The organism is Caballeronia sp. SL1002 (assembly GCF_057814995.1).
On sequence record NZ_JBYMUW010000005.1, the window covers coordinates 926,498 to 952,918 of the forward strand.

Sequence of the window (26,421 nt, forward strand, 5' to 3'; positions counted from 1 at the left end):
AACCGTTTAAGCCGCGTTTTCCGGTCGACGAAACTCCGGGAAATCCTCTTCCCAAAACTCGAACTCGCCGCGCACCGTGGCCGTACCGTCCGCGCCGCCCATGCTCCGTGCCGCCTCATGCCGCCGCAGATCGACGCGGCGGATTTTCCCCGAGATGGTCTTCGGCAATTCGGCGAACTCGATGCGCCGGATGCGCTTATACGGCGCGAGACGCGCGCGCGAAAACGCGAATACGCTGCGCGCCAGGTCCGGGCCGATTTCGTAGCCGTGACGCAGCGTGACGAACGCTTTCGGCACGGCGAGCCGCAGCGCGTCGGGGCTTGGCACGACTGCCGCTTCCGCGATCGCTTCGTGTTCGATCAGCACGCTTTCCAGTTCGAACGGGCTGAGCCGGTAATCGGACGACTTGAACACGTCGTCCGCCCGGCCGATGTAGACGTAGTAACCGTCGGCGTTGAGCGCGGCGACATCGGACGTCCGATACAAACCGTCTCGCATCGCGTTCGCGGTGGCGGCGGCATTGTCGGCGTAACCGGTCATCAGGCCGAGCGGCGCGGGATCGAGCGGCAGCGCGATTTCGCCTTCTGTGGCGGGCAAGCCGTCGGGATCGACCAGGGTCACGCGATATCCCGGCAAAGGCCGTCCCATCGAGCCCGGCACGAGACGTTGCCCCGGCGAATTGGCGATCTGCGCGGTGGTTTCCGTCTGGCCGTAACCATCGCGGATCGGCACGCCCCACGCCGCGCGCACCCGTTCGACCACTTCCGGATTCAGCGGCTCGCCCGCCCCGACGATCTCGCGCAGCTTGACCGTATAGCTCGCGAGCGGCTCCTGCACGAGCATCCGCCAGACCGTCGGCGGTGCGCACAGTGTAGTCACGCCGTATTGCACGAGCGCGTCCAACGTGCGCTTGGCGTCGAAACGCGCGAAATTGTAGATAAACACGCACGCGCCCGCGTTCCACGGCGCGAAAAAGCAGCTCCACGCGTGCTTCGCCCAGCCGGGCGAACTGATATTCCAGTGGATATCGCCGGGTTGGAGGCCGATCCAGTACATCGTCGAAAGATGCCCGGCAGGATAACTTTCGTGCGTATGGGCGACGAGTTTCGGCTTCGAGGTCGTCCCGGACGTGAAATAAAGCAAGAGCGGATCGGAGGCGCGCGTTTCGCCGTCCGGCTCGAAATGCGCGGGGGCGTCGGCGATGGCCGCGAAATCCCGCCAGCCTTCCGGTGTTGCACCCACGGCGATCCGCAAGCCCGGCACGCCGATTTCGTCGAATTTCGCGGTCTGTCCGGCATCGGCGATCACGTGCTGAACGCGCCCGAGCGCGATCCGGTCGCGCAAGTCGGGCACGCCGAGTTGCGTGGTCGCGGGCAGCACGACCGCGCCGAGTTTCATCGCGCCGAGCATCGCGTCCCACAACTCGACGCAGTTCGGCAGCATCAGCAGAATCCGGTCGCCGCGCGCGACGCCGAGCGCGCGCAAATGGTTCGCGGCGCGCGCCGAGCGCTCGCTCATCTGCGCGAAAGAGAAGCGCGTTCCCACGCTGCCGTCGTCATCGACGATCCACAGCGCCGGCGCGTCGTTCCCGCGCGCCATCGGGTCGAAATAATCCAGCGCCCAGTTGAAGCGGTCGAGCGCCGGCCAGCGGAAGTCGCGGTAGGCGGTGTCGTAATCGGTGCGGTGGCGCAGCAGGAAATCTCGCGCCTCGATAAAAGCGGCGGCTGGGTTCATCGCGTCTCCTTTGTTTTTATGGTGACTTCGTAGTCAAAGCTGCCGGGCGATCACCATCCGTTGCACTTCGCTCGTGCCTTCGTAAATCTGCGTGATGCGCGCGTCGCGATAGTGCCGCTCGACCGGATAATCCTGCAGATAGCCGTATCCGCCGTGAATCTGGATCGCGTTTGAACACACGCGCTCGGCCATTTCCGAGGCGAAAAGCTTCGCCTGCGACGCCTCCGACAAACACGGCACGCCTTCGGTGCGCATCCGCGCGGCGTGCAGGATCAAAAGCCGCGCGGCGTTGATGCTCACCTGCATGTCGGCGAGCAAATTCGCGACCGATTGATGCTCGCGGATCGGCCGGCCGAACTGCACGCGATCGGTCGCGTAGAGGCGCGCGGCGTCGAAGGCGGCGCGCGCGATGCCGAGCGCCTGCGCGGCAATCCCGATCCGCCCGCCCTCCAGATTCGACAACGCGATCTTCAGGCCCTCGCCGCGCGCGCCGAGCAAATTCGCGGCGGGAATCGCGCAGTTGTCGAGCGTGATCGGACAGGTGTCGGACGCGCGGATGCCGAGCTTGTGCTCGGGCGGTCCCGGCTGGAAACCGGGCGTATTCGTCGGGACGATGAACGCGGAAATGCCGCGCTTGCCCAAATCGGGATCGGTGAGCGCAAAGACGATCGCCACGTTCGCGCGGCCGCCGTTCGTCACGAACTGCTTCGCGCCCGACAGCACCCATTGGCCGTCGCGCTCGATCGCCCGCGTGCGCAGGTTGTGCGCCTCGGAGCCGGCTTGCGGTTCGGTCAGACAGAACGCGCCGATCATCTCGCCGCTCGCCAGCGCCGGGAGCCATGCGGCCTTTTGCGCATCGGTGCCGAAGTTCAGGATCGGACCGCAGCCGACCGAGTTGTGAACGCTCATCAGCGTGGCGCACGACGCGCAGCCCGCCGCGATTTCTTCGAGCGCCAGCGCGTAGGCGGTGTAGTCGCCGTAGGTGCCGCCCCACTCCTGCGGCACGATCATGCCGAGAAAGCCCAGTTCGCCGAGCTGGCGGACCACTTCGGCGGGCAAAGCGGCATCGCGATCCCACTTTGCCGCATTCGGCGCGAGCACTTCACGGGAGAATTCGCGCGCGGCGTCGCGGATCATGCGCTGCTCTTCGGTCAGAAAACTGTCGATCATCATGTCACTCGGTTTGAAGTGCGCTTGGGCGGTTCGGCGACCGGCGCACAACGCGTAAGCTTGCGTACACTTTTGCCCGGCACGGACAGACCCCGATACGGCCGTGGCCTGAAACGGCCTCGGCCCGAAACCGGTGCGACCCGAAACGTGCGAAAGCCAAGCCCAGTCTAGGCAATCGCCGCGCGCCTGCCGATGCCCAAAACGATCACGCTTCCTGAGCGCTTCCGCCACCTAGTGACTACCCCAACGCCTAAAAATTCGCGCATGAAGCGCGACGAACGCGGCACGATCGCCGTGAGTCTGGTCGAAGAGGCGCTGCGCTGCGCCGAGCGCGGCGGCGTGCCGCGCGAGCGGCTGCTGGCATCGGCGGGCATTGCGCCCGCGACGCTTGCGTCGCCGCTCGCCCGCGTCTCGGCGGCGCAGTACGGCCGCTTGTGGAACGCCGCCGCAGACTTGCTCGACGATGAATTCTTCGGCCAGGACCGTCATCCGATGAAGCGCGGCAGTTTCGTGCTGATGTGCCGCGCCGCGCTCGACGCGCGCGACGGCGGCGCGGCGCTTGGGCGGATCGCGGGTTTCTTGCGGCTCGTGCTCGACGACCTCACGATCACAACCGAAATCGACGCCACGCGCGTGCGGATCCATTTTCGCGACCGGCGCGGCGCGCACACGATGTTCGCTTACGCGACCGCGTTCATCCTGATCTACGGGCTTTTGTGCTGGCTCGTCGGCAGACGTGTTCCGGTGCTCGCGGCCAGCCTGCGCTGCCCGGAGCCGGCCGAGAGCGGCGAGTATCGCGTGATGTTTTGCGAGGATTTGCGCTTCGGTCAAGCGCAATCGTGGGTGGATTTGCCCGCTGCCTGCGCGAGTTTGCCCGTCGTGCAGAACGCCGCGACGCTGCGGACATTTTTGCGCAACGCGCCCGCGAATTTCATCGTGAAGTATCGCGATCCGGATTCGCTTGCCGCGCGTATCCGTCGACGATTGCGGCAGGTTGCGCCCGCCGAATGGCCGGATAGCAGCCAGTTGGCGGCTGCGCTGAATATCGGCGAGGCGACGCTCAGGCGGCGTCTCGCGCAGGAAGGCGCGACGTATCAGGGCATCAAGGACGACTTGCGGCGCGATCTCGCCATCGCCCGGCTCGCCGACACGACCGAAACCATCGCGGAAATAGCCGATGCGCTCGGATTCGCCGAACCCAGCGCGTTCCGGCGCGCCTTCAGGAAATGGACGGGCGTGCGCCCGGCGGATTATCGGCGGCGCCCCGCTGAAACCGTCGCGGGCTAACTGCGGGCGCCGAAAGCCGCTGCTATAGTGAAATGACGCTGGTCCACCCTGGAGCGCCACGATGACGAAGCCCAAGCACGATCCAACGCAAGACAAGCAGGCAAAGCAGGAAGCCGACGCGCACGAAACGGCGCTCGACGGAGAAGACGCGATCGACGAGGCGTTGCAGGAGACATTTCCCGCGAGCGATCCGATTGCCGTGCATCAGGACCCCGACCACAAGCACGACCGCAAATAGCGCCGCTTAAGCGGTTCTACAGTTCGTCGGTGCTGGCGAGCAGCGCGGCGAGCTTTTCGACGTGTTGCTGCAGCATCTTCTTGTGCTTGTCGATTTGTTCGAGGCGGCCCGAAAGGTCGGCCCGCGCTGCGTCGCCCAGACGGTCGGAGGCGAGCAATTCCTCGGCTTTCGGCGTCATGCTGTCGAGTTGCAGCAAAGACAATTGACGCTCCACGCGCCGCAAATCCTGCAGCAGCAGGTCGCGGTTGCGCCGGAACAGCAAATCCCGCCGATGCGTTTCCGCCTGCTGCGTCGCGAGATCCGCGACCCGGCGCGTCGCCTCGGTCTGCGACAAAAGCGGCTCCGGGCCGCGCAATACCGGGCGCTTCGGCGCCGGGTGCGCCGTACCGCGAAACACCGCCACGGGCGTTTCCTCGTCCAATGCGCGCTGCGCCTCGTCGGGGATCTGGTCCGACTCCCGGCGCTCGTCCATCCAGTGCGGCGGCAGGCCCGTCACCGTCTCCACGCCGCGCACGAACTCCTCGCTGAACGCCCGCCGGCCCGCCAGGATCAGCTTCATGTGGGACGGCGAAAAAGTCATCATCCGCGCGAGACGCGACGCGCCGCCCGGCGTTCCGGCCAGCACGTTGAGATTCGCCTGCCAAATCAGGTACTGCGCTTGATTGAAATCTTCCATAAGCCAAGTCTCCGGGCAGACACGTGCTTGGGTTCGGCTGGACGCGGTTGAACACGCGCTTGGATACACTCGGACGCGCCTGGACGCACTTCGGTTCCAGCCGCTGCCGGATGGCCGGATCGCCGCCACCCGCGACTCCTTGAGCACCGCGAGCAGTCCGCAAAAAAGACGGAGCATCGATTCGCGTCATCCCGATATTACCGTTATAGCGAATTCAGGCGATTGAGGCGAACCCGCGTTATTCGCGCGAACGCAACACCCTCAAGCCGCGGCACGAAAAACAACGCACGGTCGTGACCGTGCGTTTCGGATGTTTATCGCGGCGGCGGGATAAAACCGCGCGGCGAACTCAGTTCATTTTCACGGCTCGTTACGCAGATAACCTTCCTTGCTCGGATCGCGCATCCGCAACGAAACGATGCCGGAAATCGCGCACAACGCCGTCACGTACCAGTAAAACGTCGATTCGCTGCCGATCGACTTGAGGAACAGCGCGACATATTCCGCCGATCCGCCGAACACCGCGTTCGCCACTGCATACGACAGCCCGACGCCCAGCGCGCGCACTTCCGGCGGGAACATTTCCGCCTTGATGAGCCCGCTGATCGACGTGTACAGGCTCACGATCGCGAGCGCCGCCACGACCAGCCCGAACGCCGCGTACGGATTCGTCACGTCTTTCAGCGCGTGCAGGATCGGCACGGTGCCGAGCGTGGCGAGCGCACCGAACCAGAGCATCGACGTGCGGCGGCCGATCCGGTCCGACAGCGCGCCGAAGAACGGCTGCATCACCATGTAGACGAATAGCGCCGCCGTCATCACGTTGCTCGCCGTCTTGGCGTGCATGCCCGCCGTGTTGACGAGGTACTTCTGCATGTAGGTCGTGAACGTGTAGAAAATCAGCGATCCGCCCGCCGTGAAGCCGACCACCGTCAGGAACGCGCCCTTGTGCGCCATCAGGCCGCGCAGCGTGCCGGCTTCCTTCCTGCGGCGGCTTTCGGCGGTGGTGGTTTCGTCGAGCGATTTACGCAGATACAGCGAAACCAGCGCCGCGCACGCGCCGATCCCGAACGGAATGCGCCAGCCCCACGCCTTCAGTTCGTCGGCGCTGAGAAACTGCTGAAGCACCACGAGCACGAGCAGCGCGGCGAGTTGGCCGCCGATCAGCGTCACGTACTGGAACGACGCGAAGAAGCCGCGACGGCCCTTGAGCGCCACTTCCGACATGTAGGTCGCGCTCGTGCCGTATTCGCCACCGACCGACAAGCCCTGGAACAGCCGCGCGATCAGCAGGAAAAACGGCGCCCACGCGCCGATGCTCGCGTAGGTCGGCAGGAAGCAGATCACGAGCGAGCCGGCGCACATCATCAGGACGGAGATCATCATCGAGGTGCGGCGGCCGTGTTTATCGGCGATCCGGCCGAACAGCCAGCCGCCGATCGGCCGCATCAGGAAACCCGCCGCGAAGACGCCCGCCGTGTTGAGCAACTGCGTCGTCGGATTGCCGCTCGGGAAAAACGCCGACGAAAAATACAGCGCGAGAAAAGAGTAAATGTAGAAGTCGAACCACTCGACGAGATTGCCCGATGAAGCGCCGACGATCGCAAGAACGCGTCGCCGGGTGTCGGCTGCTTGAGTGAGTGTGTGGTCGGTCATGCTGTTGTCTTCCTGGGTCGCCGGAGGAAATGCCAGATTCGATCCCGCTCAGCCGGCCTGTCGAAGCAGTGCGCCACGAAAGATCCGGGCCGGGATAAACCGCGTTCAAGCGCTCTTTTTAGCGTTCGCGCCGAAGTTTATACGACGCATCGGGCGTTCGCGTACTGAACAATTCGCCAATGCCGTGTTAATCGGCTGAAAATTGCGTGTGCGCGGAGAGCGCGTGACCGGGCTGCTCGTCGGGAAAAACGCCGGATTCCGCACGGCGCAAGGCTTTCAGGTGCATTACCGGGCGTGGCGGAGCGTCTCGGAAGAGCGTCGACGCCGCTTATTAAGTATTTACCCTTAAACGACGTATTTTGCCGTCTATCCGCGCGGCTGGAACGCAATCACGCCCATGCCGATCAACGCGATCGCCACGCCCGCCGCGTCCCACGCGCTCGGGCGAATGCGCTCGACCACCCAGAGCCACGCAATCGCGACGCCGATATACACGCCGCCATACGCCGCGTAAACGCGCCCCGCGGCGGCGTCGTGGAGCGTCAGCAGCCACGCGAACAAAGCGAGCGAACACGCGCCGGGCAGCAGAAGCCAGGGCGAGCCGCCGAGCTTCAGCCAGCGATAGGGAAAGTAGCAGCCGGCGATCTCGGCTATCGCGGTCACGACGTACAGCAGGAAGGTTTTCATCGGCGCGCGAAAGATGGGCGATGGCGAATTATCGCGTCGTCGCGCCGGACGCGCGAGCGCCGGGCACATGAACTGCTTAAAGCATTGGAAAATCGAAACGGAGAGAAGTCATGGTGAGCTTCAGCGAATGCATCTATCGGGGATACCGGATCACGGCCTGGGCGCAGGCATCGCGCGATGCGTCCGCGCCCGGCTTCATCGCCCACGCGGTGGTCGCGGGCACGGCGGCGGCGGTGATGGATTACCGGCTGCCCGTGCCGCATCTCGATGCGCCGCACTTCGACCAGCCCGCGTCGGCACGGCATCACGCTGAGGGCGCGGCGCGGGCGTATATCGACGAACTGGTGCAGGCGCATACCATCGACGAGGAACGCTTCGTCGAACGCACGCGCGGCTACCGGCGTGAGCGCGACATGCGCGTCGCTGCCTGAGAATTTAGGCGCACGTTGCGCCGGGCGAGCGCTGTCGGGACAATAGCGCCCTTACCGTTTGCCCGGACTCGAACTTGAACTCGCAGCATTCCGAACACGCCGATCCCGCTTTGCCCGTGCGCTGGCATCGACGCGTACTGACGCTCGCGTTTCCGATCGTCCTCGCCAACCTGACGCAGCCGATTCTCGGCGCCGTCGATACCGCCGTCGCCGGGCATCTGGAAGGCTCGCAGTATCTCGGCGGCGTCGCGCTCGGCGGTTTGTTCTTCAGCTTCGTCTTCTGGAGTTTCGGCTTCTTGAGGATGGGCACGACGGGCCTCGTCGCGCAGGCTTTCGGCGCGCGCGATTCACAGGCGATCCGCGCGAGCGTCCTGCGCGCACTCCTCCTCGCGGCCGCGATCGGCGTCGTGGTGCTCGCGATGCAGACACCGTTGATCGGCATCGCCCTGCACGCGCTCGGCGGCAGCGACGCCGTGCAGCACACCGCGCGCCTTTACTGTCATGCGCGCATCTGGGCCGCGCCGCTCGCGCTCGGCAATTACGTCGTGCTCGGTTATCTGCTCGGCTGTCAGCGCGTGCGCGTGGCGCTCGTGATCCAGGTGTTCATCAACGCGATGAATATCGTTCTCGTGCTGCTGTTCGTCTATCGCTTCGACTGGGGCATCGCGGGCATGGGCGCCGCGACCGCCGCCGCCGATGCACTCGGCTTCGTGCTCGGTGCCGCCATCCTCTGGGCGATGCGGCCGCGCGGCCTCGCGCCGTTCGCCTGGCGCACGTTGTTCGATACGCACGCGCTCGCCCGCCTTATCGCCATCAATCGCGATATTTTTATCCGCACGTTGTGCCTGCTCGGCGCGATGGGCTGGTTCGCGCATCTCGGCGCGCGGCAGGGCGACACCATCCTCGCCGCCAACGCCGTGCTGCTGACCTTCCAGACCTTCATGGCATTCGGCCTCGACGGCTTCGCCCACGCAGCGGAAGCGCTGGTGGGCGCGGCGGCGGGCGCACGCGACCGGCACGCGTTCCGGCAAGCGGTGCGCGTCACGCTGATGTGGTCGGTGATCGGCGCAGCGGGCTTCGCGTTCGTGTACGGCGCGTGCGGCCCGTGGATCATCGCGACGCTCACCGATCGCCCCGACGTGCGCGCCGCCGCGCTGCAATTCCTGCCGTGGGCGGTGGTGCAGCCGTTGGCGTCGGTGGCGGGATTTCAGCTCGACGGCGTGTTTATCGGCGCGACGCGCACGCGCGAACTGATGCTCGCGATGACCGTTTCCGTTGCCGTCTTTGTGCTCGCGACCTGGCTGTTCGCCGGGCCTTTCGGCAATCACGGGCTGTGGCTCGCGCTGACCGTGTTCATGGTCGCGCGCGGGGTTTCCCTCGGGGTGCAGGTGCCAGCTATCGAGCGCCGCGTCACTTCATAGCGACGGCGTTCTTCGGCAACGCCGCGAGACCTTCCAGCAACGCATGATGAAACGCCGCCGGGTCCTGCATCTGCGGCGCGTGGCCGAGCTCCGGAAATTCGACGAGCTTCGCACCCGGAATCGCCTTCGCCGCCGCGCGGCCGAGTTCGGGGTAATTGCCGAGCGTCGCGCGAATCTCGGGCGGCGCGAGATCCTTGCCGATCGCCGTGGTGTCCTTCTGGCCGATCATCAAGAGCGTCGGCACGCTCACCTGCCCGAACTCGTACACAACCGGCTGCGTGTAGATCATGTCGTAGAGCAGCGCCGAATTCCACGCGACCGCGTCGCGGCCCGATCCGCGATACATGCCCGCGAGCATCTGCACCCACGGCTCATAGGACTCGCGCCAATGTCCCGCGTAGTACGTGCTCTGCTCGTAGCGGCGGATGCTGTCGGCGGTCGTTTTCATCTCGCGCGCATACCACTCGTCGATGGAAATGGACGGAACGCCCTTCGCCTTCCAGTCCTCCAGCCCGATCGGATTGACGAGCACGAGTTGCTCGGTCTCGCGCGGATACATCAGCGCGTAACGCACCGCGATCATGCCGCCGGTCGAATGCGCGATCAGCGTCGCGTTCTTCACGCCGAGCGCGGTGATGAGCGCGTGCGTGTTGCGAGCGAGTTGCTGGAACGTGTATTGATAGCGCGCGGGTTTGGTCGATTTGCAGAAGCCGATCTGGTCCGGCGCGATCACGCGATAACCGGCTTCGGACAAGGTATCGATGGTTTCGCGCCACGTCGCCGCGCAGAAATTTTTGCCGTGCAGCAGCACCGCCGTGCGGCCGTTCGGACGCTTCGGATGCACATCCATGTACGCCATCCGCACGACCTGATTCTGTGAAGTGATCGCGAATTTCGATACGGGATAGGGGTAGTCGAAGCCTTGCAGTTCTGAGCCGTAGGCGGGGCCGTCGTTGTCGGGCGGGGTTTGCGGCTGGGCCGCCGATGCGGGATCGTCGGCGCGGGCTTGCAATGTGAACGCGAACGCCAGCGCGAGTGACAGGACGGCGGCGAGCGAACGGCTTTTGAAGTTCATGGGCGCGGGATGATGGGCATGAGGATGGAGCGGGAAATTTTAACGCGCGGGCGTCTCGCATGTGCGCCGCAATCGCTATACTCTCGCCTCCCCGCAAACCACCCCGCCCTTCACTCCACGTTCAATGCGATTCACCAAACTCACCGTCGCCGTCCCGTTGCTCGTGGTCGCGCTGGCCGGCGCGGCGCTTGCCGGCGCATCGCTTGCCGGCGCTGAAACGCTGCTCCACGATCTCAGCCGCTTTCTGCATCCGTCCGCGCGCGTCACGCCGCTCAACGCGAGCGCATCGTATTCGCTTTGCTTCGTGCCCGACGGCGACAGTTGCCAGGACTTACTCGTCGATGCCATCGACCACGCTCGCGAATCGCTGCTGATCCAGGCGTACTCGTTCACGAGCACGCCGATCGCGGCGGCGGTCAAGCGCGCGAAGGATCGCGGCGTCGATGTGAAGGTGATTCTCGACAAATCCCAGGTCACGCAGAAATATTCGAGCGCGACCTATTTGCGTCATGCGGGCATTCCGGTCGTGATCGATACGAAGCCGGCAATCGCGCACAACAAGGTCATGATTTTCGATGACGAAGCCGTCTTCACCGGCTCGTTTAATTTCACGAAAGCGGCGGAACAGCGGAACGCCGAAAACGGCATTCTGATTCGCGGCGATACGCAACTCGTCAGAGCCTATGCGGATAACTGGAAAACCCGTTATGAAGCGTCGTCGCCTTATTGACGCAATTGTCGAAACGAGCACCGCATAAAAAGCCTCTTTGCCCACGCAGAGAGGTTTTTTCCTTTAACGAAGCTAGAGCGCATTTACGTTTCCCATTACTCGTTTTCCCTTATATCGAAAGCGATATCGCGAACGACGAATAATTGATTGGACTGTCATGTGTCGCGCCGCTAATGTTCAGTGCGGTACGTCGATGAAACCGGCGCGAACCGGCTAAAGCCGCCACCAAAACTTAGACCGCGGCCGTACCGAACACAACTAAATAGGAGACGGCAATGAGACACACCCGACGCGCCATGCTGGGTGCGCTGATCGGTTCCGTAGCAATGCTCGGAACGGCGCTGAACGCACACGCGGAAGACAAGAAAATCACGCTGGGTTTCGCCCAGGTCGGCGCGGAAAGCGCATGGCGGACGGCCAACACGGTTTCCGTGAAAAGCGCGGCGAAAGACGCGGGTATCAACCTGAAATTCTCCGACGCGCAGCAGAAGCAGGAAAACCAGATCAAGGCGATTCGCTCGTATATCGCGCAAAAAGTCGATGTGATCGCGTTTTCGCCGGTGGTCGAATCCGGCTGGGAGCCGGTACTCACCGAAGCTAAAGCCGCGAAGATTCCGGTCATTCTCACGGACCGCAATATCGACGTGAAAGATACGTCGCTCTACGTGACGATGATCGGCTCGGATTTCCTCGAAGAAGGCCGGCGCGCGGGCAAGTGGCTGGAGGAGCGCTACAAGAACGAACCCGGTCCGATCAATATCGCCGAGTTGCAGGGCACGGTCGGCTCGGCGCCGGCGAACGACCGTCGCGCAGGTCTGCTCGAAGTCATCAAGAACGATCCGAAGTTCAAGGTGATCGCATCGCAAAGCGGCGATTTCACGCTGGCGGGCGGCAAGCAAGTGATGGAAGCGTTCGTCAAGACCTACGGCAAGCAGATCAACGTGGTCTACGCGCATAACGACGACATGGCGCTCGGCGCGATCCAGGCCATGGAAGAAGCGGGCATCAAGCCGGGCAAGGACGTGAGCGTGGTGTCGTTCGACGCCACCAAGGGCGGCTTCCAGGCGATGGTCGCGGGCAAGATCAACGTGGATGTCGAATGCAGCCCGCTGCTCGGCCCGCAGTTGATGACCGCCGTGAAGGACGTGGTCGCGGGCAAGCAGTTGCCGAAGCGCATCGTGACCGACGAAACGGTCTTCCCGATGAGCGTCGCCGCCGAGGTGATGCCGAAGCGTAAGTACTAAGATCAGGTACTAAGCGCGCGTATCGGCCAGGTCCGCCGCCCACGGCGGCGGACTTCCCGTTTCTTATCCTCTGGGCTTACCTATGACCGGGACTCCCGTTCTCGAAACCATCGGCATATCTAAAACTTTCCCCGGGGTTCGCGCACTGCACGCCGTCGATTTTCGCTTGTTCCCCGGCGAAATCCACACGCTGATGGGTCAGAACGGCGCGGGCAAGAGCACGCTCATCAATGTCCTGACCGGCGTTCACACGCACGACGCCGGTTCGATCCTCCTCGGCGGCGAACCGGTCAACTTCGCGACGCCGCTCGAAGCGGAAGCCGCGGGCATCCGCACGCTGTATCAGGAAGTCAATCTGTGCCCGAACCTCTCGGTCGCCGAAAACGTGTTCGCCGGGCGTCAGCCGGTACGGCGCGGCGCGATCGACTGGAAAGCCATTCGCAGCGGCGCGGAAGCGGCGCTCGCCGAGCTGAACGTCTCGCTCGACGTGACCAAATCGCTCGATACGTACCCCATTGCCGTGCAGCAGATGGTCGCTATCGCGCGCGCCGTGTCGGTCGATGCGCGCGTGCTGATTCTCGACGAACCGACCTCGAGCCTCGATGACGGCGAAGTCACGCGCCTCTTCAACGTGCTTCGCAAGCTCAAGGAATCGGGCATCGGGATTCTGTTCGTCACGCATTTTCTGGAACAAACCTACGCGGTGTCCGACCGCATCACCGTGATGCGCAACGGCGAGCGCGAAGGCGAATATCTCGCGAAAGATTTGCCGGTCGAACTGCTGGTTTCGAAGATGGTCGGCCACGAGCGGATGACCGAGCGCCTGAAGCGCGCCGCTACCGAACCGGCCGCGCAAAAAGCCGCTGTGCCGCCGTTCTTCGCGATGCGCGGCATCGGGCGGCGCGGCGTGATGAATCCGGTCGATATCGACGTTCAGCCGGGCCAGATTCTCGGTCTCGCCGGTCTGCTCGGCTCGGGCCGCACCGAAACCGCCCGGCTCTTTTTCGGCGCGGAGCGCGCGGATGCGGGCGCGATGTCGATCGGCGGGAAGCCCGCAAAGCTGCATTCGCCGCGCGACGCGGTGCGCCACGGGATCGGTTATTGTCCGGAAGACCGCAAGAAGGAAGGCATCATCGCGGACCTGTCGATCCGCGAAAATATCGCGCTCGCGCTGCAGGCGCGGCGCGGCTGGTGGCGCTGCCTGAGCCGCGCGAAACAGCGCGCGATGGCCGACGACTACATCGAACGGCTAGGTATCAAGGCGCGCGACGCCGAGCAACCTATCGGTCTCCTGTCCGGCGGCAACCAGCAGAAAGTGCTGCTCGCGCGCTGGCTCGCGACCGAACCGAAAATGCTGATCCTCGACGAACCCACGCGCGGCATCGACGTCGCCGCCAAGTTCGAGATCATGGATCGCGTGCTGGCGTTGTGCGCGAAAGGCCTCGGCATCGTGTTCATTTCGTCGGAAGTGAGCGAGGTCGTGCGCGTGAGCCATCGCATCGCCGTGCTGCGCGACCGCCGCAAAGTGGCCGAAATCGAGGGGAATGCGGCCTCGGAAGACCAAATCTACCGGCTGATCGCCGGAGGTGCCGAATGACTGAAAAAGACAGCCTGTTCAGGCGCGCGACGCAGCATCCGCTCGTGTGGCCCGCGCTCACGCTCGTGCTGCTGGTCGCGATCGACTGCGGCTTTAACTCGCGCTTCCTGTCGCTCACGATGCTCGACGGCCACCTCTTCGGCGCGCCCATCGACATCCTGAACCGCGCCGCGCCGCTCGTGCTCGTGTCGCTCGGCATGACGCTCGTGATCGCGACGCGCGGCATCGACATTTCGGTCGGCGCGGTCGTGGCGATCGCGGGCGCCGCCGCCGCGACCCTTCTCGCCGACGACCCGTCGCGCATCATGGAAGCGCTCGGCGCGGCGCTCGTGGTCGGCGTGCTCGCGGGCATGTGGAACGGCCTCCTGGTCGCGTTCGTCGGCATGCAGCCGATCATCGCGACGCTGATCCTGATGGTCGCGGGCCGCGGCGTCGCGCAGTTGCTCACCGGCGGCCAGATCATTCCCATCGACGCCCCGGCGTATCTGAAAGTCGGCGGCGGTTATCTGGCGAGCGTGCCGTGTTCGGTGTGGGTCGCGACCGGCGCGGTGATCGTCACGGCGCTCCTGATGAACCGCACGGCGCTCGGTATGTTCATCCGCGCGATCGGCATCAATCCGGTGGCGACGCGACTCGCCGGATTGCGCTCGAACGCGATCGTGTTCGGCGTGTACACGTTCTCCGGCCTGACGGCGGCGATCGCGGGCATTCTGACGAGTTCGAACGTGCGCAGCGCGGACGGCAACAACGCCGGCCTGCTGCTCGAACTCGACGCGATCCTCGCCGTGACGCTCGGCGGCACGTCCTTGCTGGGCGGCCGGTTCAGCCTCGCGGGCACGGTGCTCGGCGCGTTGATCATCCAGACGCTGACATACACTACCTACTCCATCGGCGTGCCGCCCGAGGCGACGCTCGTCGTGAAGGCCGCGGTCGTGCTCGTGGTGAGCGTGATCCAGTCGCAAGCGGCGCGCACCGCGTTCCTCCGCCAACTGAAGCGCGTGTTTCCGTCCACGCCGGACAAGCGACTTACCGAGGCCGCAAAATGAGCCAGCGTTTGAGCCAGCTTTTCGATCGCATCGCCGATCCGCGCACGCTACCGATTCTCGTCACCATCGTCCTGTTCACCGCGCTGTTCGGCTTCGGATCGGCGATGTACACCGGCTTCTTCTCGCTTCAGGTGCTGCTCGGCCTTTTGATCGATAACGCGTTCCTCCTGATCGTCGCGATCGGCATGACGTTCGTGATCGTGTCGGGCGGAATCGACCTGTCGGTGGGATCGGTCGTCGCGCTGACCACCATTCTCTGCGCCGTCGGGGCCGAACGGCTCCACTGGCCCGTATGGGTCATCGTGCCGCTCGTGCTCGCTTTGGGCGCGCTGTACGGCGCGGCGATGGGCGCGCTGATCCACTTCTTCAAGTTGCAGCCGTTCATCGTCACGCTCGCGGGCATGTTCCTCGCGCGCGGCGCGTGCTTCCTCATCACGACGCAATCCATCACGATCAACGACCCGACCTTCCACGCGCTCTCCGCGTTCCACGTCGCGGTGGGCGGCGCGTCGCTCACGACCGGCGCGCTGATCGCCATCGTGACGCTTGGCGTCGCGATCTACGTCGCGCATTTCACACGCTTCGGCCGCAACATCTACGCGGTCGGCGGCAACGAACGCTCGGCGCTCTTGATGGGCCTGCCGGTCGCGCGCACGAAAGTCGGCGTGTATGCGCTGAGCGGCTTCTGCTCGGCGCTCGGCGGCGTCGTGTTCACGCTTTACGTGCTCTCGGGCTACGGCCTGCAGGGCCAGGGCATGGAACTCGACGCGATCGCCGCGACGGTGATCGGCGGTACGCTCTTGACGGGCGGTGTGGGTTACGTGATCGGCTCGGTGTTCGGGGTCGGCATTCTCGGCACGATCCAGACGCTCATCACCTTCGACGGCACGCTCAGTTCGTGGTGGACGCGTATCGTGATCGGCGCGCTGCTGTGCGCGTTCTGCCTGCTGCAACGGGTGATCGAGCGTCACGCCGCGCGACGCAAGTCGAACGGCACGGCCTCCGGTAAACGCATTCCCTCGAAGCGGCGCAGCAAGGCCGCCCCGCCCGATTCGGCGAACGGAGCCGACTCCGTCGCGATGATATCCCGTAGTTAAGTGAAGGTTCCAGGAACAGACATGTCCGACGCAAAACGCCCGCTGCGCTCCGCCCAATGGTTCGGCACCGCCGACAAAAACGGCTTCATGTATCGAAGCTGGATGAAAAACCAAGGCATTCCCGATCACGAATTCCACGGCAAGCCGATCATCGGCATCTGCAATACCTGGTCCGAACTCACGCCCTGCAACGCGCATTTCCGCAAGCTCGCCGAACACGTGCGGCGCGGCGTGTTCGAAGCAGGCGGCTATCCGGTCGAGTTTCCGGTGTTCTCCAATGGCGAATCCAACCTGCGACCGACCGCGATGTTCACGCGCAATCTCGCGAGCATGGACGTCGAAGAATCGATTCGCGGCAACCCGATCGACGCCGTCGTGCTGCTGGTCGGCTGCGATAAAACCACGCCTGCGCTGCTGATGGGCGCGGCCAGTTGCGACGTGCCGGCGATTGTCGTGTCGGGCGGCCCGATGCTCAACGGCAAGCATCACGGCAAGGACATCGGGTCCGGTACGGTCGTGTGGCAACTCAGCGAGCAAGTGAAAGCGGGCAAGATCACGCTGCACGAATTCATGTCGGCGGAAGCCGGCATGTCGCGCTCGGCGGGCACCTGCAACACGATGGGCACGGCTTCCACGATGGCCTGCATGGCCGAAGCGCTCGGCGTCACGCTGCCGCACAACGCCGCGATTCCGGCTGTCGATGCACGCCGCTACGTGCTCGCGCACATGTCGGGCATGCGCATCGTGGAGATGGCGCTCGACGATCTGCGGCTCTCCAAACTGCTCACGCGGGAAGCCTTCGAGAACGCGATCCGCGCGAACGCGGCCATCGGCGGATCGACGAATGCGGCGATTCATTTGAAGGCGATTGCGGGACGGATCGGCGTGAATCTGGAACTCGACGACTGGACGACGATTGGGCGCGGCACGCCGACGCTCGTCGATTTGCAGCCTTCAGGCCGCTTTCTGATGGAGGAGTTTTATTACGCGGGCGGCTTGCCGGGCGTGCTGCGCCGCCTCGGCGAAGCGGGTTTGTTGCCGCATCCGGATGCGCTCACGGCGAACGGAAAATCGCTCTGGGAGAACGTGAAGGAAGCGCCGATCTACGATGAAGAAGTCATTCGTCCGCTCGAAAAACCGCTGATCCCCGATGGCGGTTTGTGCGTCGTGCGCGGCAATCTTGCGCCGGGCGGCGCGGTCATCAAGCCGTCGGCGGCGACGCCCGCGTTGCTCAAGCATCGCGGCCGCGCGGTCGTGTTCGAGAACTTCGACGACTACAAGGCGCGCATCGCCGATCCCGATCTCGACGTCACCGCCGATTCGATTCTCGTGATGAAAAACTGCGGGCCGAAGGGCTATCCAGGCATGGCGGAAGTGGGCAACATGGGCCTGCCGCCGAAGCTTTTAGCGCAAGGTGTGACCGATATGGTGCGTGTCTCCGATGCCCGCATGAGCGGCACGGCGTACGGCACGGTGGTGCTGCACGTCGCGCCGGAAGCGCGCGCGGGCGGGCCGCTGGCGGTCGTGCGCGAAGGGGACTGGATCGAAATGGATGCGTTCGCGGGGCGTTTGCATCTGGAGATCAGCGAGGCGGAACTGACGTCGCGCCTCGCCGACTGGAGCGAAGCGCAACGCGAAATTCCAGCGGATGCGAGCGGCTACCGCAAGCTCTACGTCGATCACGTGCTGCAAGCCGATCAGGGCTGCGATTTCGACTTTCTGGTCGGCTGTCGCGGCGCGGATGTGCCGCGGCATTCGCATTGAGCGCGCGTTAGCCGAAACTTTTCTCTAGCAGACACACGCACACGGCGGGCCTCGCGGCCCGCCGTGTGCGTTTATTCGTCTTATTTATGGGCACGAAATCGAGCGCACAATGAAAAAAATGCGCCGCGACGATATCGTCACACGCCCGCTCACACGCAGCGCACGCATTCTCGGGGCTCCTACTCAACTCTCCCAAGGAGATAGTCATGCCGAAATTTGTGATCGAACGGAATATCGATGGAATTGGCGGATCGACGCCAGCGGATTTTCAGGCAATCTCGCAGAAGTCGTGCAGCGTCCTGCAGGAACTCGGCCCCGATATTCAATGGGTGCAAAGCTACGTGACCGACAACAAAATCTACTGCGTCTACAACGCGCCGAACGAAGAACTGATCCGCGAACACGCGCGCCGGGGCGGCTTTCCGGCCAATAGCGTCGCGCAGGTCCGCACGGTGATCGACCCGACCACCGCCGAAGCCTGAGCACGTTCTCACTGCAATCAATCGCTCAAATCCCGTGTCCCTCGCGATCCACCTCCTCGGCGTGCCGCGTGTGGAACGGGACGGCCAGACCATCCCCGCGCCGCGCGGCCACAAGGTCTGGGGCCTGCTCGCGTACCTTGTCCGCTGCGACGCGCCCGCGAGCCGTCAACATCTGGCGAGCTTGCTGTTCGAAGACGCCGACGACCCGCTCGCCGCGCTGCGCTGGAACCTGAGCGAACTGCGGCGACTGATCGGCGACGCCGGCCTGCGCGGCGACGCGCCCGCGTTGTCGCTGGACGCGTCGGTCCTGGTCGATGTGCGTATCGTGAGCAGCGGATCGCCCGAGGCCGCGCTTCAGATTCCTGCCTTCGACCGCGAATTGCTGGAAGGCATGCGCTTTTCGAGCAGTCCGTCGTTCGAGGTCTGGCTCGCGACCGAACGCCGTCATTTCCACGCGATGGCCGAAGCCGTGCTGCGCGAGGCCGCGCTGTCCCGGCTCGCGGCAGGCGCGCCCGCCGATGCCGCAAATCTCGCCGCGCGGCTCGTGCGCCAGAATCCACTCGACGAAAACTTCCAGGCGCTCCTCGTGCGCAGCCTCGCGGCGGCGGGCGACGGCGTGGGCGCGGCGCGGCAGGCGGCCGCGTGCCGCGAACTATTCATCCGCGAGCTGGGCGTGCATCCTGGCCCGACGCTCGACGCCGCCATGCGCACCGACACCGCCATCCCGACCGCGCGTCCTGCGACGGGCCGCGCGGCGGCGCTCGCGCAGATCGAAGCGGGCGAAGCGGCAATCCGCGCGGGTGCGCTGGACGCGGGTCTCCAGTGTCTGCGCCGCGCCATTACCGATGCCGACGCCACCGCCGATCCCGACTTGCAGGCGCGCGCGCGCCTCGCGCTTGGCGGCGCGCTGGTCCACGCCGCGCGCGGCCGCGACGAGGAAGGCGCGACGGCGCTGCACGAAGCATTGCGGGTGGCCGGAAGGACGATGCGCGCCGTGGCTGCGGCGGCTTGCCGCGAACTGGGTTACGTCGAATTTTTGCGCGGGCGTTATGCGCGCGCGCTGGCGTGGCTGCGCCGCGCGGCCCCGCTCGCGGGCAATGCGACCGCCGAACAGGCGCGCATCGCCACCGTCTGCGGCGCGGTGCTCAGCGATACCGCGCATTACGCCGCGGCGATTGCGATGTTGCGCAGCGCCGAATCGCTCGCTGCGCAGACCGGCGACACGAAGCAGGTCGCGTATGCGCAGTCGATGACCGGCCGCGCCCTGCTGCTGCGCGGCGATCTCGATGCCGCCACGACCGCGCTCGATGCATCGCTTGCCGTCGCGGCCGAAAACTGGACCGCGTTCGCGCCGTGGCCGCAGTCGCTGCGCGCGGAAGTGGACCTGCTGCGTGGCGATATCGACACCGCCGCCGAACGCTTCGAGCATGCGTTCGCGCTCGGCTGCCAACTCGGCGATCCGTGTTGGGAAGGCATCGCGGGCCGCGGACGGGGGCGCGTCGCCATCGCGCGGGGCGAGACGCAACTGGCCGCGAGCATTCTGCTCGACGCGATTCAGCGCAGCGTGCGCCTGCCCGACGCCTATCTCTGGTGCAAAGGCTACACACTCGACGTGCTGTGCGGCCTCGCGGTCGCGCACGATATGCCCGAGGCGCTGACGTGGATCGGCGAGTTGCAGGGACTCGCCGCGCAGACGGGCATGCGCGAACTCACAGCGCGCGCGCATCTGCACCGCGCGGCGCTCGGCGACAGCGCAAGCGCCGCTGCGGCGCGTCTGCTCGCGCGCGAGATCGACAATCCCGCACTGAGCGCGGATATCGCCCGTCTTTCCACGATACGACCGGCGCCCAAGACCGCACGTCCCGCACGTCCCGCACGCTCCCCGACGCCCCCTCGCCCGCTTCTATAAGATGACGGCACGCAGCCTTTCGGCGCATTTGCGGAGTATCGAATGATTGAATGTCACGTTGCACCCAGCCCGCTCGGGCATATCCTGTATCGCGCCGAAGACGACAGCCTGACCGGACTTTACTTCGCCGGGCAAAAGCATCTGCCGCCGGGTATTGCCGATGCCGCCGCGCACGCCGCGAAGGCCGCGCGTCCGTTGCCGCGCGTGATCGCCGAAGCGCGCACGCAGATCAACGAGTATTTCGCGGGCGAGCGGTCCGTGTTTTCGGTGAAGTTGCGACTCAACGGTACGGCGTTCCAGCAGCGTGTCTGGCAGGCGCTGCAGGAAATCGCTTTCGGCGACGCGTGGACTTACGGCGATCTCGCGCGCCATCTCGGCTTTCAGGCGGGTTCGTCGCGAGCGGTCGGCAGCGCGAACGGACGCAATCCGGTGAGCATTATCGTGCCGTGTCATCGCGTGGTCGGGAGCGACGGCGAACTGACCGGCTACGCGGGCGGCGTCGAACGCAAGCAGCATCTGCTCACGCTCGAAGGCGGCCCGGGACGCGCGCAACTCACGCTGTTCTAACGAAAAAAACCCCCGCAAGCACAGTGCTTGCGGGGGTTTTCATCGCGATTCGGCGAGTGCGCCGAGATTCAGCGCATCGCGAACTCGACGCAGGCTTATTGCGCAGTCACGCGCACATCCACCCGGCGATTCTTCGCGCGACCTTCGGCCGTCGCATTCGACGCGACCGGATCCGACTTGCCGAAACCACGCGCGACATAGCTTTGAGCGCGCAGGCCGTGCGCTTTCAGGTAGCTCATGACAGCTTGCGCGCGGCGTTCCGACAACTTCTGGTTATACGCGCTGGGACCCGTCGAATCGGTGTAACCCGCGACGGCGAGTTCCCGGAACGTGGCGTCGTCGCCCGCTTTGACGAACTGGTCGAGCGTGCGCATTGCCACCGGCGTCAGCGTTGCACGGTCGAGGTCGAAGTTGGCGTCGCCGCTCAGGTCCATCTGGCGAACCGGCTGAGCGACCGGCGCCGGCGCCGGCGCTTCGACTTGCGCTACCGGCGCGGGCGGCGGTGCCTGGACGGCCGCACCGCACTGGAACGTCAGGATACGCGGGTCGCTCGACTCCTCGTTCGGCGCGCGCAGGCGCTCCATCGTGTCGAGCTTGTAGGCGGGCAAATCGCCGCACGTTTCCTGGGCTACTTTCACGCAGGCATTCACGCCTTCGAGCAGGCCGTGACATTCGATGCGGAAAGCCTTCGAGCCATCCGAACTGTGGATTTCATTCAGGTTGAACGTGGGACCGGACGCGGTCGAACAACCGGCGAGCACGCCGATCGACAAAAGAACTGCTGCGATAATTTTTTGCGACATGTTTTACTTCCCTGAATTGCAGTGACTGAATGAACCGAGACAAATACGTACTGGGAGGGCACGAGAAAGTGACCCGATCCGCACAGCCGCTGTATTCGCCTCAAGCGCGCGATTTGAATATCAAAATAGTTTCGGAATCCGAAATCGCGCGGAATACTAGCACGCGCTATTTATCGTTCTTCACGCGATAAATCCTAAACATAGTCATGCTTAGTTTTCGAGATGAACGCGACGAAACCGCGGCCGAGACCGCGCCTGGGCCGCATGGGGCGAGACGCGGAAACTCAGCGCGCGGGCGGCGCGAGATCGCTGTCGGTCTGCTTCTGGAGGTCCTGCACGCGCAGCTGGAGCGCGCGAAGCTGGGTTTGCGCGGCGGCCTGTTCGGCGCGCAACGTCTTGATGGCGTCCTGTTGCTGCTGCTGGCGATCGGCGACCTGGCCTTGCTGCGCACGCGCGACATCGAGGTCGGCCTGCAGGCGGTCGGCGCGGGTTTGCTGCGCGGCGATCAACCGGTCGGCGTAGGCTTTTTCCGCTTCGAGCTTGGTGCGGCGAATTTCCGTATCGGCGAGGGTGGCGGAGTTTTTCGAAAACTCGCTGAAAACACTTTCCGCTCGCACGTCGTTTTGGGTTTTCACCACGCGCCAGAATTTCTTTTGCTGAAATAGCGTGACATAATAAATCAGTTCGTCGGGATAATACATCAGGCTCGCGCCATAACTCCCGTTATAAACGGTGCGTAATTCCGTGACTTTGCCATCGCGAATCATCCGTTCGAGTTCGGCGACATTGCCATTTGCCGTGGAGGGCGTTTCGTCGTCGGTCGCGCCGGAGAGAATACTGCGCCGCTGGCTGGAACTGGCGTCGGCGTCGGCGTCCACGCGCACGGCCTTGCCAAACGGGGCGGTGGCGGGTGAACGTGTGCCGTCCGCGCAGGCCGTGGCGCCCGTCAGAATTCCGAATAGCAGCGCGACAAGCTGGCTTTTATGGGTGGAAATCATCAAGGTCTTCTCAGCCGCGCTAGTTAAACCGGTGAATGACGATTAACGGTGACGAATCGCACGTTAATTATCGAAGGCGGGATTCACATTTGATTCCGTACAGCGTCTCAAGAAATAACCGCATCAAGCCGATTTGTCAAAGATCGAGATTGGCTTTTCGCTTTTCACGCAAATTCCGTGTGAATGGCGAGGGATCGGACGCCGACGCCGGCGCAAAGATGCCGGCATCGGCGGCGGCGCGCGGTGGTATCGAAATAGCCCGTGGGTCGCCGTTTGCCGCAAGTGGCGCTTTCGAGAAGATGCCGGCGTCGAGCGATGCGGGACAGGCGCGCGACAGCGTACTGCCAAAGCAGGCAAGCGCCGCGACCGACGAGATGCGCAGGAGAAAACAGAGGTTCATGGTGATCAATGGGAGCGGCGCGAAGGCTTGAGAAGCACGCGGCGGTGGCCGCGCGAAAGGGCCGCAATCAGACCACTCGCGAGTGCGAGCCGCCATGAGCGCGTTCCTAATTTTCGTCAGCACCCAGCGCAACAAGATTTCGGCCAATTACCGGGCGTGGATCTTGCTGCTAATGTACGAGGCCAGTCGACGCCCTTGCCGCCCAAGCGTTGCCCGTCATTGGCGCCCGCACGCGCCGCGCCAAACCGGCGATAATCGCGCTTTCGCGCCTCTCGAATCGCCACGGCAACTGACATAAATTATGCTCAAAGAAGACACGGCAAAGCAGCAGCCGGATATCGACCCGACCAACATCACGACCGGCGTCCCCGGCTTCGACGACATCCTGGGCGGCGGCCTCGTCCAGGGCGGTCTGTATTTGATAGAAGGCATGGCGGGCGCCGGGAAGACCATTCTTTCGTCGCAAATCGGCTTTCATCGCGTGGCCGCGGGCGATACCGTGCTGTACGTCACGCTGATCGCCGAGTCGCATTCGAAGCTCCTCACGCATTTGCAGGCGCTCTCGTTCTACAACGCCGACGCCATTTCGGACCGCATGCTGTTCGTGTCCGGCTATCACGAACTGATGCGCGACGGTCTCTCCGGTTTCCTCTCGCTGATCGCGCAGACCATCAAGACGAGCCGGCCGCGTTTCATGGTGATCGACGGGTTTCGGAGCGCGCGCGAATTCAGTTCGACCGAGCTGGAACTGTCGCAATTTATCCATGAACTAAGCGCGTTCGTGAGCGCCGCGCGCTGCACGACGCTGATTCTCGCGCCGCTTTCGGGCAACGAACCGCATCCGGAGCACACGCTCGTCGATGGGCTGATCGAACTGAACCGGTTCAACACCGGCATGCGCCGCGCGCGCGAGATCGAGGTTCACAAGCTGCGCGCACGCGATCATCTGCTCGGCAAGCACTTTTTCAAGATAACCGCCGATGGGCTCGTGATGTTCCCGCGCCTCGAAGCGCGGCCGTCGCTGCTCGAAGGCGCGCCGGATTTGAAGACGAAACTCGCGTTCGGCATGCCCGACCTCGACGCGACGATCGGCGGCGGATTGGTCAAAGGTTCGACCACGACACTGATCGGGCCGTCGGGCGTCGGCAAGACGCTGCTCGCGCTGAAGTTTCTCGAAGCGGGTGTCGAGAATGGCGAGCGCTGTGTGTATTTCGGCTTTTATGAAGCACCGGAGCGGTTGATCGCAAAGGCCGAGGCCGTCTCGATCAAGCTCGCGGCCGCGGTCGCGGACGGGCGGCTCACGATTCAATGGCAGCCGGCCGTCGAACTCGCCATCGACGAACTCGCGGCGCAGCTGATCGACGTGGTCGTGCGGACGAAGGCGTCGCGGCTGGTGGTCGATGGAATCGAGGGCTTTCACGATTCCGCGAACCGTGTCGAGCGCTTCGGCCTGTTTCTCAACGCGCTCACGCACCGGCTGCGCCAGGCGGCCGTCACGACCGTGCTCACGGAGGAACTGCCGCTTTATAGCGACGGCGTCCAGGCCACGTCGTTGCGCGCATCGGCCATGACTGAAAACATTGTGCTGCTGCGTTATGTCGAGACGAATTCGGGACTCGTCCGAATGCTGTCCGTTGTCAAATTGCGCGAAAGCGCGCACGACATGACGATCCGGCGTTTCGCGATCGACGAACGCGGGCTGCACGTGACCGATGGGTTTATCGGCTCGACGGGTCTTTTGTCCGGGCGCGGCACGATTTCGCCGATGCTCTCAGCGTCCGATACCGGCACGCGGACATGAAAAAGATTCTGGTAGTCGACGACGAATTCGATCTCCTGACGACCTGGCGGCTTGTGCTGGAGATGGAAGGCTACGAGGTCGTCACGGCGTCGAACGGCCTGCTGGCGCTGGAAGCGGCGCGGGCGGGCAAGCCCGACCTGATTCTGACCGACTGGATGATGCCGCGCATGGACGGCGTGGCGCTCGCGCGCGCCCTCGCCGACGACGACGCGCTCGCGCAGGTGCCGGTCATCCTGACGAGCGCGGCGGCGAAAGTGCCGGCTATCGAACACGCGGCGCTGGAGTTTCATCGCAAGCCGCTTTCCATCGACGATCTCATCGCGATCGTCGGCCGTCTCATCGGGTCCGCCTGAAGTGCCGCTCCGCCGGGCATGAACCGTGCTGCGTCTTCTGTTCCGGCCACGCTGGATACAGTCCGGGAACACGCCGGAAAACTCGGTAACCGCTACACACAGAACGGGAGGCACGAATGGTGCAGGATCAATTGGAAGGCGCGGCTCAGAACGTGGTGGGCAAGGTTCAGGATGCAGTCGGCGGGTTGACCGGCGACGCGTCGGTGCAGGCGGAAGGCAAGGCGCGTCAGGCGCTCGGCTCGCTGCAGCAAAGCTACGGCGAGACGCTCGACAACGTGCGCACCGCCGTCATCAATCAGCCGATCAATGGCTTGCTGATCGCGGGCGCGATCGGTTTCCTGCTCGGCGCAATCTGGAATCGTCAGAACTAAGCGCGGCGCGTGCAGAACAAAAACGGCGGTTCGCCTGAACCGCCGTTTTTTTTGGGTTTTTGCAGAACGACGCCAGAAAGACGCTATATGCAGCGCCGCTGCGCCGATAACGCGCCCGCATGCACCGCCGCGCAGCCGACCGCGAGCACGACGCCGACGACGATCATCGCCCCGCTCCCCGCCGCGACGCCCGCGGCCACGACCGAGCACGCGGCGAAGCCATCGAGTATCGACGAAAGCGCGCTCCATGCATCGCCGCCGAGCGCGACCGCCAGTTGCCCGCCGATCAACGCGATCATGCCGCCCACCTCGACCACGGCGACCGGACCCGGCTCCAGACCCGCGACATATGCGAGCAACGCGCACGCGCCCGCACAGGTGAAATGCCAGGGCGCGCCGCCGAGCTTCAGCCGCACGCCGGTTTCACGGAGAAGGATCGACGCCGCCCACGCGCCTGCCGCACCGGCCAGTGCGGCGGCGGGCATGATCGGCGCGTCGGGGGTGGTGGTTCCGGCGAGCAGCGGCAACGCAAGCGCCATCGCCGCGATGGGACCGAGCGGCTGGAACGACCCGCGTATCTTTTCCGACGACACGCCGCGCCCCGCCACCGCCGCACCGCCCACGCCGCCCGCGATTACGAGCGCGACCAGCATCGACATGACAGCGTCCGCGCGTCCGGCCATCGCATAAACGACAATCAGCACCGCGCCCATCGTGGCGATTTCCCACAAGACCCGCCGCCGCGCGGCCGGCAGCGCGCCGCGAGCGCGGATGCCGCGAGCGCGCACACTGCCCGCGCCGTCGCTGCTGGCGCGCAACGCGGCCAGCGCCGCGAGCACGGCCCACACGCACAGCGCACCGCCGAGAGCGTCGAGCATGCTCGC

The 26,421-nt window shown here is 64.7% G+C and carries 26 protein-coding genes; 16 read left to right on the plus strand and 10 right to left on the minus strand.

What is annotated here, in order from left to right:
• Positions 1 to 6 precede the first annotated feature (6 nt).
• Complete coding sequence (locus AC3D25_RS28520) at positions 7 to 1,734, minus strand: AMP-binding protein (protein WP_488891833.1); 1,728 nt, start codon at positions 1,732 to 1,734, stop codon at positions 7 to 9.
• Positions 1,735 to 1,767: 33 nt separating this feature from the next.
• Positions 1,768 to 2,901 (minus strand): acyl-CoA dehydrogenase family protein, encoded by a 1,134-nt coding sequence (locus AC3D25_RS28525; protein WP_488892180.1) that lies wholly within the window; start codon positions 2,899 to 2,901, stop codon positions 1,768 to 1,770.
• Positions 2,902 to 3,168: 267 nt separating this feature from the next.
• Between AC3D25_RS28525 and AC3D25_RS28530 the strand changes: the two genes are divergently transcribed.
• Both AC3D25_RS28530 and AC3D25_RS28535 read left to right on the plus strand, forming a co-directional pair.
• A complete protein-coding gene (locus AC3D25_RS28530; protein WP_488891834.1) occupies positions 3,169 to 4,191 on the plus strand; it encodes an AraC family transcriptional regulator in 1,023 nt (340 codons plus the stop codon).
• 61 nt (positions 4,192 to 4,252) lie between these two features.
• A complete protein-coding gene (locus AC3D25_RS28535; RefSeq protein ID WP_488891835.1) occupies positions 4,253 to 4,429 on the plus strand; it encodes a hypothetical protein in 177 nt (58 codons plus the stop codon).
• Positions 4,430 to 4,445: 16 nt separating this feature from the next.
• Here AC3D25_RS28535 and AC3D25_RS28540 read toward each other — a convergent pair whose 3' ends face one another.
• The 3 genes from AC3D25_RS28540 to AC3D25_RS28550 all read right to left on the minus strand — a co-directional run bounded on the left by AC3D25_RS28540 (position 4,446) and on the right by AC3D25_RS28550 (position 7,448).
• Positions 4,446 to 5,105 (minus strand): hypothetical protein, encoded by a 660-nt coding sequence (locus tag AC3D25_RS28540; RefSeq protein ID WP_488891836.1) that lies wholly within the window; start codon positions 5,103 to 5,105, stop codon positions 4,446 to 4,448.
• Positions 5,106 to 5,465: 360 nt separating this feature from the next.
• Positions 5,466 to 6,761: an MFS family transporter gene (locus AC3D25_RS28545; protein ID WP_488891837.1), complete on the minus strand. Its 1,296-nt coding sequence runs from the start codon at positions 6,759 to 6,761 to the stop codon at positions 5,466 to 5,468.
• A 366-nt stretch (positions 6,762 to 7,127) separates the two neighbouring features.
• Entirely contained in the window at positions 7,128 to 7,448 is a 321-nt protein-coding gene (locus tag AC3D25_RS28550; RefSeq protein ID WP_488891838.1) for a YnfA family protein, read from the minus strand.
• A 110-nt stretch (positions 7,449 to 7,558) separates the two neighbouring features.
• Here AC3D25_RS28550 and AC3D25_RS28555 point away from each other — a divergent pair, with 110 nt between their 5' ends.
• Both AC3D25_RS28555 and AC3D25_RS28560 read left to right on the plus strand, forming a co-directional pair.
• Complete coding sequence (locus AC3D25_RS28555) at positions 7,559 to 7,879, plus strand: hypothetical protein (protein WP_488891839.1); 321 nt, start codon at positions 7,559 to 7,561, stop codon at positions 7,877 to 7,879.
• Positions 7,880 to 7,953: 74 nt separating this feature from the next.
• The gene (locus AC3D25_RS28560) at positions 7,954 to 9,300 is read left to right on the plus strand and encodes an MATE family efflux transporter (protein WP_488891840.1); all 1,347 of its coding nucleotides are present in this window, start codon (positions 7,954 to 7,956) and stop codon (positions 9,298 to 9,300) included.
• On the opposite strand, the gene AC3D25_RS28565 is transcribed toward AC3D25_RS28560, so the two are convergent.
• Positions 9,290 to 10,375 carry an alpha/beta fold hydrolase gene (locus tag AC3D25_RS28565; protein ID WP_488891841.1) on the minus strand — a complete coding sequence of 362 codons (1,086 nt, stop codon included), beginning with the start codon at positions 10,373 to 10,375 and terminating at the stop codon, positions 9,290 to 9,292. The genes AC3D25_RS28560 and AC3D25_RS28565 overlap by 11 nt on opposite strands.
• 124 nt (positions 10,376 to 10,499) lie before the next feature.
• Here AC3D25_RS28565 and AC3D25_RS28570 point away from each other — a divergent pair, with 124 nt between their 5' ends.
• The 9 genes from AC3D25_RS28570 (at position 10,500) to AC3D25_RS28610 (ending at position 20,811) form a co-directional block, all read left to right on the plus strand.
• A complete protein-coding gene (locus AC3D25_RS28570) occupies positions 10,500 to 11,105 on the plus strand; it encodes a phospholipase D family nuclease (RefSeq protein WP_488891842.1) in 606 nt (201 codons plus the stop codon).
• Between the two features lie 296 nt (positions 11,106 to 11,401).
• Complete coding sequence (locus tag AC3D25_RS28575; RefSeq protein WP_488892181.1) at positions 11,402 to 12,349, plus strand: ABC transporter substrate-binding protein; 948 nt, start codon at positions 11,402 to 11,404, stop codon at positions 12,347 to 12,349.
• An 82-nt stretch (positions 12,350 to 12,431) separates the two neighbouring features.
• Positions 12,432 to 13,946, plus strand: a complete 1,515-nt coding sequence (locus tag AC3D25_RS28580) for a sugar ABC transporter ATP-binding protein (RefSeq protein ID WP_488891843.1) — start codon at positions 12,432 to 12,434, stop codon at positions 13,944 to 13,946.
• Entirely contained in the window at positions 13,943 to 14,992 is a 1,050-nt protein-coding gene (locus AC3D25_RS28585) for an ABC transporter permease (protein ID WP_488891844.1), read from the plus strand. Before AC3D25_RS28580 ends, AC3D25_RS28585 begins: the two co-directional genes overlap by 4 nt.
• Positions 14,989 to 16,089, plus strand: a complete 1,101-nt coding sequence (gene yjfF / locus AC3D25_RS28590; RefSeq protein ID WP_488891845.1) for a galactofuranose ABC transporter, permease protein YjfF — start codon at positions 14,989 to 14,991, stop codon at positions 16,087 to 16,089. Before AC3D25_RS28585 ends, yjfF begins: the two co-directional genes overlap by 4 nt.
• Positions 16,090 to 16,110: 21 nt before the next feature.
• Positions 16,111 to 17,853 (plus strand): IlvD/Edd family dehydratase, encoded by a 1,743-nt coding sequence (locus tag AC3D25_RS28595; RefSeq protein ID WP_488891846.1) that lies wholly within the window; start codon positions 16,111 to 16,113, stop codon positions 17,851 to 17,853.
• Positions 17,854 to 18,059: 206 nt separating this feature from the next.
• Positions 18,060 to 18,335, plus strand: coding sequence for a DUF4242 domain-containing protein (locus tag AC3D25_RS28600; RefSeq protein WP_488891847.1), 276 nt, complete (start codon positions 18,060 to 18,062; stop codon positions 18,333 to 18,335).
• 34 nt (positions 18,336 to 18,369) lie between these two features.
• The gene (locus AC3D25_RS28605) at positions 18,370 to 20,244 is read left to right on the plus strand and encodes an AfsR/SARP family transcriptional regulator (RefSeq protein ID WP_488891848.1); all 1,875 of its coding nucleotides are present in this window, start codon (positions 18,370 to 18,372) and stop codon (positions 20,242 to 20,244) included.
• Between the two features lie 42 nt (positions 20,245 to 20,286).
• Positions 20,287 to 20,811, plus strand: a complete 525-nt coding sequence (locus AC3D25_RS28610) for a methylated-DNA--[protein]-cysteine S-methyltransferase (RefSeq protein WP_488891849.1) — start codon at positions 20,287 to 20,289, stop codon at positions 20,809 to 20,811.
• A gap of 95 nt (positions 20,812 to 20,906) precedes the next feature.
• Here the strand turns inward: AC3D25_RS28610 and AC3D25_RS28615 are convergent, their stop codons facing one another.
• The 3 genes from AC3D25_RS28615 to AC3D25_RS28625 form a co-directional block, all read right to left on the minus strand.
• Positions 20,907 to 21,614: an OmpA family protein gene (locus tag AC3D25_RS28615; RefSeq protein ID WP_488891850.1), complete on the minus strand. Its 708-nt coding sequence runs from the start codon at positions 21,612 to 21,614 to the stop codon at positions 20,907 to 20,909.
• A gap of 284 nt (positions 21,615 to 21,898) precedes the next feature.
• Complete coding sequence (locus AC3D25_RS28620; RefSeq protein ID WP_488891851.1) at positions 21,899 to 22,612, minus strand: DUF2968 domain-containing protein; 714 nt, start codon at positions 22,610 to 22,612, stop codon at positions 21,899 to 21,901.
• Positions 22,613 to 22,748: 136 nt separating this feature from the next.
• Positions 22,749 to 23,159, minus strand: a complete 411-nt coding sequence (locus AC3D25_RS28625) for a hypothetical protein (RefSeq protein WP_488891852.1) — start codon at positions 23,157 to 23,159, stop codon at positions 22,749 to 22,751.
• A gap of 154 nt (positions 23,160 to 23,313) precedes the next feature.
• Here AC3D25_RS28625 and AC3D25_RS28630 point away from each other — a divergent pair, with 154 nt between their 5' ends.
• The 3 genes from AC3D25_RS28630 to AC3D25_RS28640 all read left to right on the plus strand — a co-directional run bounded on the left by AC3D25_RS28630 (position 23,314) and on the right by AC3D25_RS28640 (position 25,537).
• Positions 23,314 to 24,813 (plus strand): ATPase domain-containing protein, encoded by a 1,500-nt coding sequence (locus tag AC3D25_RS28630; RefSeq protein ID WP_488891853.1) that lies wholly within the window; start codon positions 23,314 to 23,316, stop codon positions 24,811 to 24,813.
• Complete coding sequence (locus tag AC3D25_RS28635; protein ID WP_488891854.1) at positions 24,810 to 25,166, plus strand: response regulator; 357 nt, start codon at positions 24,810 to 24,812, stop codon at positions 25,164 to 25,166. The genes AC3D25_RS28630 and AC3D25_RS28635 overlap by 4 nt, the downstream gene beginning before the upstream one ends.
• Before the next feature lie 116 nt (positions 25,167 to 25,282).
• Positions 25,283 to 25,537, plus strand: a complete 255-nt coding sequence (locus AC3D25_RS28640) for a CsbD family protein (RefSeq protein WP_488891855.1) — start codon at positions 25,283 to 25,285, stop codon at positions 25,535 to 25,537.
• An 83-nt stretch (positions 25,538 to 25,620) separates the two neighbouring features.
• On the opposite strand, the gene AC3D25_RS28645 is transcribed toward AC3D25_RS28640, so the two are convergent.
• Positions 25,621 to 26,415, minus strand: coding sequence for a hypothetical protein (locus AC3D25_RS28645; RefSeq protein ID WP_488891856.1), 795 nt, complete (start codon positions 26,413 to 26,415; stop codon positions 25,621 to 25,623).
• Positions 26,416 to 26,421 lie beyond the last annotated feature (6 nt).